The sequence below is a fragment of the Nostoc sp. genome (genome assembly GCF_036917375.1).
In the GTDB taxonomy this organism is placed as follows: Bacteria; Cyanobacteriota; Cyanobacteriia; order Cyanobacteriales; family Nostocaceae; genus Nostoc.
On sequence record NZ_JBALDN010000078.1, the window covers coordinates 1 to 14,543 of the forward strand.

Here is a 14,543-nt window from a genome sequence, read left to right on the forward strand (position 1 = left end):
CTTACCCTAGCTCGGATAGTGCCACTTTGTTTCCAACTTGATTGCTGATCGGGCAAGTCCGCTTGTCAATAGGGTTTGAGACGCGCTAACCCTGCGATATACCCCGTTCTCGCCAGAATTCTACAATTTCCTCAGAGAACTTGTTGTTAGATGAGCTAAACTCTTGTTTTTCAGTTGGATAAGGTTCATTTCCCAATAAGATACGGATTATATTAAAAGCCTCTGAATTTCTCTGTAACCTCTGATAATTGTCTGAGAGAAAGTCGATAATTTTTTCTAGTGAAGCGTAGCCAGTAATAATTAGTAGATTTTTTGATTGATTTAAATCGTCCTCTATAACTACTTTTACCTTAGAATCTATTTTTCTCTTAGAGTCTGTGTAGTTATAGGGAAATCGCTCGTAAGGAGGCCAACTATCTGCGTGTTCGCTCATTTTTTTTACAGATTCTATATTTTAAGCAATGCTATGTTTAACCCTGTTTTATCACTTTGGGGAAAGAAAAATAATTGTAGGTTGGGTTGAACTTTAGTGTTACCCAACATTTACCTTGGTTTTCGGATGTTGGGTTTCGTTCCTCAACCCAACCTACGCCTAAATTGATAAAAGTATTGAAAAATAAAGGTTTTAGATTTTTACCTAGCGAGAGTGATTAAAGAGGGTTAAGAAGGATTCTAGCCTCTGTAGCTGTAGGTGAGTTTTCGTTTCTCCTATTTATGAGCTATGTCTCTCACGGGCTATGCCTACGCCAGTTTAACAAAACCACTCCTGGGCGATCGCAGTCTTGTCTAAGACTGAAACACTAATTCTGTCGTCGCAAAGCTTAAAAACTTGGTTCAAAATCAGTGAACAGACACAATTATCATCTACTTCTCACATAATCAGTTGTCTATTTTCAGATTGACGTGAGTAAAATTCAGTAAATATTTTATTCTAGGTATAGAAAATATCAATAGTAGATCAGATGTAGTATCATCTACTAGCCAAAATTTCCTATTATCGCTCAATATTTATCCACACAGATTAAGGTAAAATCCAATCCTGCTGGTAGTTTTGCATTTTCAACTTGTAATTTGGCTTGGGAAAAGGTTACTGAGTTTGGGTTAAAGGTTTTTTATTTACTTAATTACTTAATACAATCTGTCAAATACTAAAGAGTGTTTGTTGCCTAACTCACAATATATTTCCTTGGGATGAATGCAGTTTCTCTCAAAGGCGGGATGGAATGCTTGAGAAAATCGCTAATGATGGTAGAGAAACGCTGTAGCTGTGCAGTTGTAAATTAAGTGGTATATGTTTTTTCAATTCCCAGGGAAATAACAGGAATTCCAACTTTGTTTTTGCAACAGCAAGGCTTTTAGCAAATACAGGTGAGAACGAAATCCAATGAACACAATATATAAAGAACGTAAAATAGTTTCGCGTCTATTTGCAGTGCTGCTTTCGGCATTGTTGATGGTGCCCTTGCTGAGTAGTTGCGGAGGCGGTTCCCAAAAGGCTAATGTGCCACCACCAGTGGATGATACCGTTGGTAGAACAGTGAGCGATCGCAAGACTACAAACCAAACCGAAGCTAAGAAAGGCTTATCTACAGGACAGAAAGTAGCGATTTTGGCTGGTGCTGCGGGACTTTATTACCTCTACAACCAACATAAAAATGCTCCACAAGAAGGAGCGCAAGGTAAGTACTATCTATCCAAGAATGGGCGTGTATACTACCGTGATGCTGAACATCGCGCTCATTGGGTAACACCACCAGCAGAAGGTATTCGAGTACCAGAATCTGAAGCACAAAAGTATCGGGAATTCCAAGGCTATAACCGGAGTACCACAGGTCGCGATCTCACTGGTCTAACTTCATCCGCAGCTCCAGCACTCTAGATCAGCGAAGCGTGTGTAAATAAGAAAGCGGGTTTCCCGAAGGATAACGCCGATCGCGCACGTCGGAAACACGAACTTAAATCAGGAGACAGATTATGGTAGATGAATTTTTCCGTAAGGCGAAGGACTTGCTTTTGGGATCGAACAGCGATCAAGGCGATCAAGATGCCGAATTCCGCGATCGCAATGTACGTCCAGCCAGCGAAGATCCATACGGCGATCCCGCAGACCCAGCATCTTACGGCGATGTCCGCCCAGCTAGTGAAGACCCCTACGGCGATCCCGCAGATATCTCATCTTACGGCAATGTTCGCCCAGCTAGTGAAGACCCTTACGGCGATCCCGCAGATATCTCGTCTTACGGCAATGTTCGCCCAGCTAGTGAAGACCCTTACGGCGACCCCGCAGACACAGGGGAGTTTGGTGATGTCCGCCCAGCCAGCGAAGACCCCTATGGCGACCCCGCAGATCAGGATTCCCGCCGTTAACGCAAAACCAATCTGGTGATATTGGTTTTCATAAGGTGATGAATTTTGGAATAACAAATAAGGCAGTGGGATTAGAACCTACTGCTTTTTATTTTGGCTACTATTTATACAAATTACGAACTTGTGCCGAGCGAAGTCGAGGTATTACGAATTATTTCCTGCGATCGCTCAATATTTTGACGCACAGATCGAGCCGAAGTATGCAAACCCTCTCTTTCTTCATCAGTCAGCGTCAATTCCAAAATACTCTCAATTCCACCGCATCCCAACCGACAGGGAACACCAATTACAACATCTTCTAAACCGTATTCACCTTGCAGATACGCCGCTACAGGTAGTAACCGCGACTGATTTAATAAAATCGATTCTACCATCACACTAGTAGCCGACGCCGGAGCAAAAAAAGCACCTCCCGTATGCATCAATTCCACAATTTCTGCGCCACCGTTGCGAGTTCTTTCTACCAAACGTTCAATTGTGACAGCATCCAGCAATTCAGTGATGGGAATGCCGTTAACGGTAGCATAACGAGACAAGGGAACCATTAAATCGCCGTGGCTACCCAATACCATCGCTTTGACATCGGCGGGTAAAACGCCCAATTCTAGGGCAATGAAGGTTTCAAAACGGGCGGAATCTAACACACCAGCCATACCCATAATGCGATCGCGTGGTAAACCAGTTGCTTGCCAAGCTAAATAAGTCATCACATCTAACGGGTTGGTGACAACAATAAAAATAGCATTGGGAGAATGAGCGATCGCATTTTTTGCTGCTTCCACCACAATCTTGGCATTAATTTTCAGCAAGTCATCTCGACTCATCCCTGGTTTGCGGGGAAATCCGGCGGTAATTACCACAATTTGGGAACCAGATGTATCAGCATAATTATTTGTGCCAATAATCTGGCGATTATGTATTTCAATTCCCCTGGCTTCCATCAAATCCAGCGCCAAACCTTGAGGCATTCCGGCAATAATATCTAGTAAAACGACATCTGCCAGGTTTTTCTCTGCAACGCGTTGAGCTAAAGTACTGCCAACTCTACCCGCACCCACGATAGTGACACGGGGTAAATTACAGACAATTGAGGAATTAGGGGAAGAAGACATAAATTAAGATGCGATTTTTCTCAGCAAAAATTCAAGAGTCAGAATAAAAGGGAAAAGGTTAAAGGTTAAAGGGGAAAGGGATGAACAGGTCGCGCCACTTGCGGGCGTTAGCGGAGCGGGACGCAGTACGGTTTTTACCTTCCTCATAAAATTTGGATTATTTCGCGCCACTTGCGGGAGAGGTTTTTACCTTTCCCCCTTTCCCTTTCCCCCTTCCCCTTCTTCATAAATGCTGAATTCTGAATTCTGACTCCTGAATTCTTTTTACTTATTTAAACTCTTCGAGTTGATCCACACGTAACCAAATATTAGGTGTTGGCACTTTCCCAAACTTAATCAGGGCGTAATCACCTTTGATATCGACAATTTCGCCCTTGGTTTCAAACAAATAAGGAGGAAAGCGAGTATCACTGGCTTTAGCCTCCAGACTGTTTTCTAGTTTCTCGCGCACGGCGCGAACCATATCGCCTTTTTTGACTGCCATGAGTTCCTCTCTCAAATTTGTAATGTCTTTCACCTGCATTTTAAAAGAGTTTCGACTTAGAACTCCTAACTCTTGTAAATAAGTGATTAATCGCGTCTCATGACTCCCCGTAAAGTTTGACACTCAGAGCAAAAATGACTAGATCGCCCCGCTAACCTGATCCGTTGAATTGATGTACCACAAACTCGACAGGGTTCCCCAGCGCGGTTATAAACCCAGGCTACACCACCATAATTGCCGTTAGTACCTTTAACATTTAAGAAATTACTAAATGTCGTACCGCCAGCCTCAATACTGGTTTCTAACACCTGAATTATCGCTGTTCGCAAAAGTTCAATTTGCTTGAGCTGCAAATCTATACACAACGTTTCAGGTAAAATTCCACTCTTAAACAATGCTTCATCAGCATAGATGTTACCTAATCCCGCCACCACTGATTGATCCAGTAGCGCAGTTTTAATCGGACGGCGGCGGTTTTGAAGTTTGCTTGCTAGATATTCAACAGTAAATTCTGGTGAAAATGGATCTGCTGCCAGTTTTGCCAAACCAGTCATAATACTTTCTACAGCAACACCAGGCGGAACCCACCATATTTTACCGAAGGTTCGCTGGTCAACAAAACGCAATTCCTGCCGATCCCCAAAGAATAATCTAACCCGCGTGTGCTTATGTAATGGTTCATCTCTATCCAGCCATAATAGTTGACCGGTCATTCGCAAATGAACCCCTAGCCAGCCGGAAGAGGAGGAGAGTTCGGCAAGAAGATATTTACCGCGACGATGCCAAGCAGCGATCGCATTTTTTTCAATTCCATTAACAAACTCACTAACAGAAAACGGGTAGGCGATAGTGCGATCGAGCAACACATCTCCTCCCGTGATTTCTTGGTTGAGGGTCAATTGATTTAGACCCCTTCGGACTGTTTCAACTTCAGGCAGTTCGGGCATTCAAGCTGAGTTAAGCAGGCAATTGTGATTTATTTGAGGGTTCGAGCTAGAAGAGATGGGGTAGTAACTTACATAGCCGTAGATGGCTCGTATTACTACCCAAAAGAAACCGTAAATACCCGCAGGGCGGCTCTCGTAGATTAGGGTAGGCTAGGACAAAGAATGAATGAACTGAAATTTTCAGACTTCATACTTCAGACTTAAGACTACCCTTCATCATCGCATCAAACAACCCCCTTGTAGCTTTGCTGCTATTTTTTCGGTGCTTTAGCCTTTGGTGCTTCAACCTCGACTAATTCATCCTGGGCAAAGTTGTTGGTATTGATACCAGAGTAATTGACCTTTTCAAAGCGGACAATTACAGGGTATTTGATGCCGCTTTGGTCGATGGAAGCCACAGTTCCTAGATCCTGAAACCAGTAGGATTCAGGGCGGAGAATACGTACTTTAGAACCACGTTGAACCATGATTATTTTCCCTTTTAGTTATCAATCGCCAATCTAGAGGGCTAATTGATTTCACTCTACAACCTCAAGGTCGCAGCAAGAGTCTTTGTTAAGTTATTTGTCTGAATTGAGGAGTGGGTATGGGGCATTGGGCATTGGGCATGGGGCACAAGAGGCAGAGGGGTAGAGGGGCAGAGGGGAAAGAACTTGTACAAGAACTCTCCCCTGCTCCCCTGCTCCCTTGTCTCCCTTGCTCCCCTGCTCCCCAGTCACATACCACATTCAAAATTGCAAAAGGTATTAGACCCTACTTGACAAGGTAGACGTTATAGTGTACCTTCATTCGCAAATAGGTATTTTGTAAAAGCTTATGTTTTAGTTAAGACAAACACACTTCCTTCATTACCTCTGGCGATCCGTAGGTCGTTATCTATATAAGTGATATCTAACCAGCCTTGCTGTTTGTCACTGTTTATGGCAACATCAATTCCGGGAAATTTTCTACCTGCTTCAATTTGTTGGATAAAAGTTACCGGAGAATTGTATTCTATTAAACGTTGTAAGCCGATAATAGAACGCTCAAATTTCACTTGGACACGCCGACCTGAAACTGGCTCAAATTTAGCAGCAACGCTGACTAATCCTTCTAAATAAGGTAAGCCATAAATCTCAGCTATGTTGTAAACACTGGTAGTATCTACCCGGATATACTGATAGATTTGACCCAGTTTACATAAAGGTAAACGATCTAAGTTTAAAAGAGCCTTGCTATTGGTGTATAGTAATCGCCAATTGCCATCTAGCAAATTACTAGCTTCCACCGGACGGGGTGTAGGATTAAAGTCTTCTAAATTGGCGATCGCTACTAAGATAGACTGTTTCTGTTCTTCGGTCGCCAGTAGACCGCGATTAGTAAGTGCGATCGCATCCATAAGAGCCGCTTTTGGCATCATCGCCTGTAACCTCAAAAATCACTCACTTTCCATCAGCATAAACAAGATATTAATGACATATATGTAGAGCCATAAAAATTACTAAGAATCGCTTGACTTAAGCCTTATGCTTATTAAATAAAAAAATTTCTATCTGAATGCGGATTTATCAACTAAAGGGTTGAAAAGATAACTAAATTAATCCGTGTCAAGTGATAGACTCTAAATGTCAACTTACGTAAACCTTTTCTTGTCCTCATTTCGATATGTTGAACTCTCCATTACGTGAAGAGCCCCGTAACCAGCGAGCCGATGTCATCCCCCTAAAGCCAGAGTCCTCTTTGTTGGACTGGTTACAAAACAATGGTCGCATTATCGCGCGTGACGTTCACGAACCGGATTTTCAAGCTGACGAAGAAGGAATAGACTCCCTAATGGGTGTAGATGATGGAATTGGCTACGACCTCGATGATGATGACGATGATGATGATATAGGAATCGCTGAGAATTAGCCTTTTCAGGCTAGGGACTTGGTAGTATCCCTAGTTACTGCTATTCAATTTTATAAGTGTGGAGTGAAGGGAAACTTCTGTGGACGCTAAATTATCTCCTGAGCAAGGATTAAACATTTCTGGAATCGCTCTAGCCTCTTTATTAGCCGTAGGGTTAGGTACAACAGCATTTTTCTTGGATTCGATGGCCAATCGGCTACCGTGGCAAAGTATGTCGCTAACTCTGCCATTACTGTTGTGTGCCTTGGGTTCAGGTGTGGTGGGCTATTGGGTAATACCTTTACTTCAAGCACTTAAAACTGGGCAAATAATTCGCGAAGATGGGCCTCAAGCTCATCTCAAAAAGGCAGGCACTCCCACAATGGGCGGTATATTTTTTATACCTGTGTCTGTGCTGCTTGCCTGTATATTGTCTAACTTTTCTAAAGAGGTGCTTGCAGTTTCTGCTTTGACAATCAGCTATGGATTGATTGGCTGGCTCGACGATTGGCAAATTCTGCGCCGGAAATCAAATAAAGGTATATCTCCACAAACAAAACTGGCTTTGCAGGTGAGTTTTGCGGCTATGTTTTGTCTATGGCTGATGTTTAATCAACCTTCTAATATTACAAATATTGCTTTGCCTTGGGTGAGTTTCACACTACCCTTAGGATTCCTATTTTGGCCTTTAGCAGGTTTTGTACTAGTTGCAGAAAGCAATGCGACTAATTTAACAGATGGTATTGATGGCTTGGCAGCAGGAACAGTAGCGATCGCACTTTTGGCATTAGGTGCTTTAGTCGCACCAACAGTACCAGGATTGATGGTTTTCTGTGCTGCTTTAAGTGGTGGATGCTTAGGTTTCTTAGCCCATAACCGCAACCCAGCCCGCGTTTTCATGGGAGATACTGGTTCCCTAGCACTGGGAGGAGCTTTAGCTGCTGTAGCACTATTGACAAACACCTTAGTAGGTCTATTTATTCTCAGTGGTATCTTCTTTGTAGAAACCCTTTCGGTGATGGCACAGGTAAGTTATTACAAAGCCACGAAGGGCCCTGATGGCAAAGGCAAACGCCTCTTTAAAATGGCACCTTTACACCATCATTTAGAACTTACCGGCTGGTCAGAATTGCAAGTGGTTGGGGTATTTTATATAATCGCTGCTATTTTGGCTACCATCTGTTTAGCGATCGCTCCATTCTAAATGTTTTAAAAACTGCTTTAATATAAAAAACAACTCCCACATCTTCAGGGAGTTGTTTTTTTATAGGTAAATTTATAAGTTTCTGATTTCTATGCCAATTGAAGCGCAAAGAATAAATATGGAGTCAATCTAAAATCTAAAATCTAAAATCTAAAATCTAAAATTGCTTAACCGCTTGCGGTGTTCTAAATTCTTTATTCTTCAATTATAAGTATTTACATATTCTCTAACTCGATTCTTCCCTGTTCGCTTTGCCTCAAGCATCGCTTGATTCGCTCGATTTAGAAAATCTTTAACCGTAATCCCTGGTTCTGATACAGCTATTCCAAAAGAAGCGGTGATGCTTTCGAGGAGGCGATCGCCATCCTTCAATTGCATTTGTTCAATATCTACCCTTAATTGTTCTACTCGCTTTCTGAGCGTTTCCAGTGTCATATTAGGCATCACAATCACAAATTCTTCACCACCCCATCTGCAAGCAATGTCAAAGGAGCGAATAGATTTTAACAGTAACTTTGCTAATCCCTGGAGAACAATGTTCGCAGTCACGTGTCCATAGCGCGAATTGTAAGATTTGAAGTTATCGATATCAAGAAAAATAATACTAAGAGGTTGTCCCGAACGTTCAGCTTCAGCTAGCCTTTGTTCTGTTATGCTTTCCATATAGCTTTGATTGAATAGTTGGGTCATCCCATCCCGCAAGTTTTCATGGGTTAGACGTTGTTTGATCGATAGATTATTCAGTGCAATGCCTAATGTTCTAGCAATAATCTCAGAAGTTTGTCGATCTTCTGGACTGATTTCTTCAAGCGCGTTGAGGTGTAAACTCCCAACTACTTCGCCTTGTGCAAACAATGGAACGCACAAATGTGTGCCGCTAACAGGCTGTATTAAGTGACTGCACATTAGTCCTGAATTACGAGGCGATAAAAGATTTAATTTTCCTCTCCGCAAAGCCCAACAATCAGATAGTGAAAATATTTCTTTACTCCTACTTTCACCTCCCCAAAAACTATTCATCTGAACATAATTTTTAGAATTAGCAATTATAGAAATAGAACCACTCATATTCGGAAATAGCTTGAAACACGTTAAAGCAACTACTTGATACACCTCATCTTCAGACTCGCAAGAATAAAGCATCTCCGCCATATCTGAGAGATATATGAGTTCTCGTTTTTTTGCTTCCAATTCCAGTGTTTTTTCTTCTAGTTGCCGATTTAAGTCAGTTAGCGATCGCTGTGCTTCTATAGATTCTGTAATATCAATACTGATCCCACCGATACGGTAAGCGCCCGTTGCGTAATCGCTAAACGGAAACTTAAATGATAGCCAGTAGCACGGCTGATTGTTACTAGATACTTTTACCTCTTCAATTAGCTTCAAGGGACGTAGAGTCTTCAAAACAACTCGATCGTTTTCCATAACCTGCCGCCCCTCTTCTGGATCTGGCAAGAATTCACTATCAGTTTTTCCCAACCATTCTTGTGAATTTACTGAAAATCTAGACTGGATTTCCTGGTTGTAGTAAAGCACTCTAGATTGCTCATCTTTGATATATGCTGCAAATGGCCCCTGTTCTAGAAATAGCCGTTGCATCTGCTGGCTACGTTGCAGTTCGCGTGTATCTTCTTGATATCTGGCGATTGTCTCTACAATTTGATAAGCGGTTGGCATTAGATAGAGTAAGGTAGATAAAGAAATAAATGCCATTACATCAAGCACGCCTAAATGCAGCAGGGAAACTGCCATATATGGCTCAAAGATCGCCAGAAGGTGATGAAATCCGCAAACTAGTACGAATCCACCTGATAAGAAAAAAGCTAGCCAAAACTTAGGAGGGATAGTTGCCTTAGTTTTAGCAAAGAAAACCCCTATTATTATGGGGATACCAAAGTATGAAAATGCAGTAATGCTATGAGCAATTATGCAATTCCAGTAAATAGGTTCCATTACTGACCTGATATTAAAATTTCATTCGTTTCACTATAATTCTGGGTAGTCTCAAGGTGTAAGTGGATAAAGGATGATTTTAGTGCTTCATACCTAAATTTTATGGTGGCTTTCTGAAAGGTTGCTCAATTCAACTCTTACAAACCTGACTTACCAAGTGAGTGAGTTCGGGTAAAATCAGTTTTTCCATCGCCAGTCGCACAGCATTACTGGAACCAGGAAGCGAGAAAATTAATTTATCTTGATAAACACCAGCCACAGCGCGAGAAGCGATCGCCCGCGAACCAATTTCTTGATAACTTAAAAAACGAAATAGCTCACCAAATCCCGGCAAGGTTTTCTCCAGTAACTTCTCAATAGCATCATAAGTGGTATCTCTTGGTGCAATGCCTGTACCACCACTGAAAATTACAGCATCCAAATTTGAGCTTTTACCCAGATTTTCTATCTGCCCTTGAATTTGTGTCGGTTCATCTTTGATAATCGTGTAAGCTCCTACAGCATGATTAGCATCAAAGAGTAACTGCTGAATTAGCTGTCCACTTTTGTCTGTTTCAAAAGTGCGTGTATCGCTGACAGTAACCACAGCACAATTTACTGTAATTCTAGGCGTATCTGGGTGAGGTTGTGATGTCATAAGTCAGTGATAAATTTTTGATCGTAGATAATCGGGAATGGCGCATTGGGCATGACAATAATTATCGATGCCCCATACGCTATGTACGATTCCCTATACCCTACGCCTGATTTTTGCTCAGTCCTAGATCGTTTTCTTCAGCATACCGCTCCATGAAGCGCATAAAGCGATCCCATTCTTGGGCAGATTTCATGACGTAAAGTGCTTCTAATTCTTCCGGTTTCCCGTTAATAAACTTAGCCTTAACTTCACGAGTAATTATCTCGCCTTCTTCGTCAATCAAGTACATCCCAGTAATATCTTCGGTAGTACCTTGATCTAAAATCTTCGGATTTGTAAAAATAAAGGTCGCTGTACCACTGTCGCCAGTGCGCGATCGCGTCAGACGCACATCTGGAGTTACCTCTTCGTCAAGACCTCTAGAAAACTGGATTTTCGCCATGATGAATGAATTTAAACTTTGGTGATGGTTAATTTAATATTCTCTCATCAATTAGAACACCACGGTCTAGAAGCTACTGTGATTCAGTTTTTAGTGTATATACTTAAATTGCTTATTTTTCAAGTAACAGAGTTACAGGGCCATCGTTTTCAATGATAACTTGCATCATTGCACCAAATTTACCAGTTTCTACCTGCAAGCCGCTAGCTCTTAACTTGATAACAAAACGATTATACAAATCTTCTGCGGATTGGGGAGCAGCTGAACGGTCAAAAGAAGGACGACGACCTTTGCGACAGTCACCGTAAAGTGTAAACTGACTAACTACTAACAAATCACCGCCAATTTCTTGTATAGATTTTTGCCATCGTTCGTCTCCTTCTTTGTCAGGAAACAGCCGTAATTCCAAACATTTACGCACCATCCAGTCGATTTCAGCATCAGTATCGGTATTAGCAATACCTACGAGCAAATTTAGCCCCCGCCCAATTTTACCGACAATTTCACCATCAACTGTAACTTGAGATGATTTAACTCGCTGGATAACAACGCGCATTTTAATCAGAACATTTATCAACGTTTTGATTTTAGAGTAATATATAAAAACTAAAAACAACGATTTTCCATTGCTCAAAATTGATGGCGGAGCCATTAAGAATGCATTCCCAGGTGGAACCTGGGAACGAGTATTAAAATTTTAACTCCTAACTTTTGTACAGACGCGATTAATCGCGTCTCTAACTTTTAACTTTTATTTGCCAAAGCCTTTACCGCGAGAGGTTGAAGGTAGACAAATACATTTTTCGAGTTGAGAAATTAAAGCCTCACGATCCAAATTTTGACCAATCAGCACTAGCTGATTTTTCAATTGACCTTTCCATTCATCATCATCCAAGGTAAAGCGTTTACCGCAAAGGTGGAAAATATGACGCTTCGGACTTTCATCAAACCACATAATCCCCTTGGCTCGGAAGATATTTGAAGGTAGCTGGTTATCTAAGAAATACTGAAACTTCCTAATAGAAAACGGCTTGTCACTTTGGAAAGATATGGAAGTAAAACCATCGTTTTCTAGATGGTCAGAATGGTGGTGATGATCGTGGTGATCGTGGTCATGGTCGTGATGAGCGTGACCGCATGTTGAATGGTCATGATCGTCATGATGATCGTGATGTTCGTGATCGTGATGGTCGTGTTCATCCACCACTGTGTCAAAATATTTATCTGACTCAAACAGACCAACACTGAGAATTAACGGGAGTGGCACTTGCGATCGCGTCGCGCGAATAATTCTTGCTCCTTCCTTAACTTCGTTAATTTTTCCTTCTAACTCGTTCAAAGTGGCTTCATCAACCAAATCTGCCTTATTCAAGACAATTACATCACCATAGGCAATCTGGCTGTATGCTGCTTCCGAGTTAAATAAATCTAGGCTGTAATTTGCCGCGTCTACCACGGTAATAATCGAATCCAAGCGGGTTAAATCCCGCAATTCTGTGCCCAAAAATGTTAAAGCTACTGGTAGCGGATCTGCTAATCCAGTTGTTTCCACTACTAGATAATCTAGATTTTCTTGGCGTTCTAAAACTTTGTACACTGCATCTACTAAATCATTATTAATAGTGCAGCAGATACAACCATTATTTAGCTCCACCATGTTCTCACCAGTGGAAACAATTAGCTCGTTGTCGATGCCAATTTCGCCAAATTCATTCACGAGAACAGCGGTTTTTAAACCCTGTTGGTTGTTGAGGATATGATTGAGTAAAGTCGTCTTGCCGCTACCGAGGAAACCCGTAATAATTGTTACTGGCATTCCTTGTTTGGGCGTATCCATTGCCGAAGATTCGGGTGTAACTGCTGATTGCATAGCGCTGTTATCAAATAATCAAAAAATAGTAATGTAGCGCAGATAGTCCAGAAAACACTAGCATAGGGATGCTGGACTGTCATCCCAGCTGCTTTACCCTATTATTACGTATCTCTCTATTTCAGCATTACTCTGTTATGACCCTAACCCTTTACAATACCCTCACCCGTCGTCAAGAACCGTTTGAAACAGTCGAAACAGGCAAGGTTAAGATGTATTACTGCGGCGTGACGGTATACGACTACTGCCATTTGGGTCATGCTAGAGCTTGCATCGTTTGGGACGTAGTACGCCGATACCTCCAGTTTATCGGTTATGAAGTCCGATATATCCAAAATTTTACTGATATTGATGACAAGATTCTCAATCGAGCTTGTGCTGAACATTCCTCAATGGAAGCTGTAGCCGATCGCTTTATCAAAGCATATTTTGAGGATATGGCGCGGTTGGGAATCAAAGAAGCTGATGAATATCCCCGCGCTACCCACACGATGAATGGCATTCAGCGATTAATTCATGAGTTGGAAAATAAAGGTTTTGCTTACCCAGCTGAAGGCGATGTGTATTATGCAGTGCGGCAGTTTGCTGAGTATGGCAAGCTTTCGGGACGCAAGTTAGAAGATATGCAAGCTGGGAAAAGCGATCGCGTCAACATAGAAGATCCAGAATATCAGAAAAAGAAAGACCCCTTCGATTTTGCTTTATGGAAGGCAGCAAAACCGGGAGAACCTGCTTGGGAATCACCTTGGGGCGCAGGTCGTCCGGGGTGGCATATAGAATGCTCGGCAATGGTGCGCGATCGCTTGGGTGATACTATCGATATTCATGCTGGTGGTGCTGACTTAATTTTTCCCCACCACGAAAACGAAATTGCCCAATCTGAGGCCGTAACCGGAAAACCCTTAGCGCGTTATTGGTTGCATAACGGCATGGTGAAGGTAGATGGTGAAAAAATGTCCAAATCTTTGGGCAACTTTACCACTATTAGAGACTTACTGGATCGAGGAGTTGACCCGATGGCAGTGCGGTTGTTCGTGCTGACCGCTCAATATCGCACACCCATAGATTTTACCGACGAAGCGATCGCCGCAGCAACCAATGGCTGGCACACCATTAAAGAAGGTTTACTCTTCGGCTACCAATACGGCAAAAAACTAGGCTGGGAAGTGGGAACTGCTTCACTACTCGCTGAAACTGTTGAACGCTTTCAAGAAACTGTAAATAACGACTTTAATTTTCCTGGTGGGTTAACAGTGCTGTTTGAATTAGCCAAAGAACTGCGCCGTGAGGGAAATATTATTGTGCATGAAGGGAAAACCGAAACTTCCCCTGAGGAGTTACAGCGTCAATGGCAAACTCTCGTCACATTAGCTGGAGTCTTGGGTTTAGAAGCCGAGATAGAAGCCGAAACTCAAACCAGTAATGGTTTAAGCGATGCGGAAATTGAGGCGAAAATTCAGCAAAGGCAAGAAGCACGTAAAGGCAAGAATTTTGCCGAAAGCGATCGCATTCGTGACGAACTCCAAACAGAAGGTATTACGCTAATTGATAGCCGTGATGGTACGCGCTGGCATCGGAATTAGGGAGAGTGGAGAGTGGGAGTAGGAGGGAAATTCCTCTCCTTTGTACCATTCCCCATTCCCCATTCCCCATTCCCC

Annotated in this window: 16 protein-coding genes; 5 read left to right on the forward strand and 11 right to left on the reverse strand. The window is 42.2% G+C overall.

What is annotated here, in order from left to right; all coding sequences use genetic code 11:
- Window positions 1-85: 85 nt before the first annotated feature.
- Entirely contained in the window at window positions 86-433 is a 348-nt protein-coding gene (locus V7K45_RS20210; RefSeq protein WP_335006529.1) for a hypothetical protein, read from the reverse strand.
- Window positions 434-1,384: 951 nt separating this feature from the next.
- Between V7K45_RS20210 and V7K45_RS20215 the strand changes: the two genes are divergently transcribed.
- Together V7K45_RS20215 and V7K45_RS20220 are read left to right on the forward strand one after the other, a co-directional pair.
- Entirely contained in the window at window positions 1,385-1,879 is a 495-nt protein-coding gene (locus V7K45_RS20215; protein WP_335006531.1) for a hypothetical protein, read from the forward strand.
- Window positions 1,880-1,974: 95 nt separating this feature from the next.
- Entirely contained in the window at window positions 1,975-2,367 is a 393-nt protein-coding gene (locus tag V7K45_RS20220) for a translation initiation factor (RefSeq protein ID WP_335006533.1), read from the forward strand.
- Between the two features lie 113 nt (window positions 2,368-2,480).
- Here the strand turns inward: V7K45_RS20220 and mdh are convergent, their stop codons facing one another.
- The 5 genes from mdh to V7K45_RS20245 all read right to left on the reverse strand — a co-directional run bounded on the left by mdh (window position 2,481) and on the right by V7K45_RS20245 (window position 6,309).
- Complete coding sequence (gene mdh, locus V7K45_RS20225; RefSeq protein WP_335006535.1) at window positions 2,481-3,479, reverse strand: malate dehydrogenase; 999 nt, start codon at window positions 3,477-3,479, stop codon at window positions 2,481-2,483.
- Window positions 3,480-3,747: 268 nt separating this feature from the next.
- Window positions 3,748-3,963 carry an NAD(P)H-quinone oxidoreductase subunit O gene (locus tag V7K45_RS20230; protein WP_289795289.1) on the reverse strand — a complete coding sequence of 72 codons (216 nt, stop codon included), beginning with the start codon at window positions 3,961-3,963 and terminating at the stop codon, window positions 3,748-3,750.
- A gap of 86 nt (window positions 3,964-4,049) precedes the next feature.
- Complete coding sequence (locus tag V7K45_RS20235; RefSeq protein ID WP_335006537.1) at window positions 4,050-4,910, reverse strand: DNA-formamidopyrimidine glycosylase; 861 nt, start codon at window positions 4,908-4,910, stop codon at window positions 4,050-4,052.
- A gap of 251 nt (window positions 4,911-5,161) precedes the next feature.
- Window positions 5,162-5,377, reverse strand: coding sequence for a photosystem I reaction center subunit IV (locus V7K45_RS20240; protein ID WP_094349537.1), 216 nt, complete (start codon window positions 5,375-5,377; stop codon window positions 5,162-5,164).
- A gap of 347 nt (window positions 5,378-5,724) precedes the next feature.
- Window positions 5,725-6,309 (reverse strand): PAP/fibrillin family protein, encoded by a 585-nt coding sequence (locus V7K45_RS20245; RefSeq protein WP_335006539.1) that lies wholly within the window; start codon window positions 6,307-6,309, stop codon window positions 5,725-5,727.
- Between the two features lie 245 nt (window positions 6,310-6,554).
- Here V7K45_RS20245 and V7K45_RS20250 point away from each other — a divergent pair, with 245 nt between their 5' ends.
- Complete coding sequence (locus tag V7K45_RS20250; protein ID WP_335006541.1) at window positions 6,555-6,800, forward strand: DUF3134 domain-containing protein; 246 nt, start codon at window positions 6,555-6,557, stop codon at window positions 6,798-6,800.
- Window positions 6,801-6,879: 79 nt separating this feature from the next.
- The gene (mraY, locus tag V7K45_RS20255) at window positions 6,880-7,983 is read left to right on the forward strand and encodes a phospho-N-acetylmuramoyl-pentapeptide-transferase (RefSeq protein ID WP_335006543.1); all 1,104 of its coding nucleotides are present in this window, start codon (window positions 6,880-6,882) and stop codon (window positions 7,981-7,983) included.
- A 201-nt stretch (window positions 7,984-8,184) separates the two neighbouring features.
- On the opposite strand, the gene V7K45_RS20260 is transcribed toward mraY, so the two are convergent.
- The 5 genes from V7K45_RS20260 to V7K45_RS20280 form a co-directional block, all read right to left on the reverse strand.
- On the reverse strand, window positions 8,185-9,936 hold the full coding sequence (locus V7K45_RS20260; RefSeq protein ID WP_442942018.1) for a diguanylate cyclase: 1,752 nt from the start codon (window positions 9,934-9,936) through the stop codon (window positions 8,185-8,187).
- Between the two features lie 130 nt (window positions 9,937-10,066).
- A complete protein-coding gene (locus tag V7K45_RS20265; RefSeq protein ID WP_335006547.1) occupies window positions 10,067-10,573 on the reverse strand; it encodes a MogA/MoaB family molybdenum cofactor biosynthesis protein in 507 nt (168 codons plus the stop codon).
- A gap of 100 nt (window positions 10,574-10,673) precedes the next feature.
- Complete coding sequence (gene psb28 / locus V7K45_RS20270; protein WP_335006549.1) at window positions 10,674-11,015, reverse strand: photosystem II reaction center protein Psb28; 342 nt, start codon at window positions 11,013-11,015, stop codon at window positions 10,674-10,676.
- Window positions 11,016-11,127: 112 nt separating this feature from the next.
- Complete coding sequence (gene dtd, locus V7K45_RS20275) at window positions 11,128-11,571, reverse strand: D-aminoacyl-tRNA deacylase (protein WP_335006551.1); 444 nt, start codon at window positions 11,569-11,571, stop codon at window positions 11,128-11,130.
- Window positions 11,572-11,766: 195 nt separating this feature from the next.
- Window positions 11,767-12,885, reverse strand: coding sequence for a CobW family GTP-binding protein (locus V7K45_RS20280; protein WP_335006553.1), 1,119 nt, complete (start codon window positions 12,883-12,885; stop codon window positions 11,767-11,769).
- Window positions 12,886-13,022: 137 nt separating this feature from the next.
- Here V7K45_RS20280 and cysS point away from each other — a divergent pair, with 137 nt between their 5' ends.
- Window positions 13,023-14,468 (forward strand): cysteine--tRNA ligase, encoded by a 1,446-nt coding sequence (gene cysS, locus V7K45_RS20285; RefSeq protein WP_335006555.1) that lies wholly within the window; start codon window positions 13,023-13,025, stop codon window positions 14,466-14,468.
- Window positions 14,469-14,543: the final 75 nt, after the last annotated feature.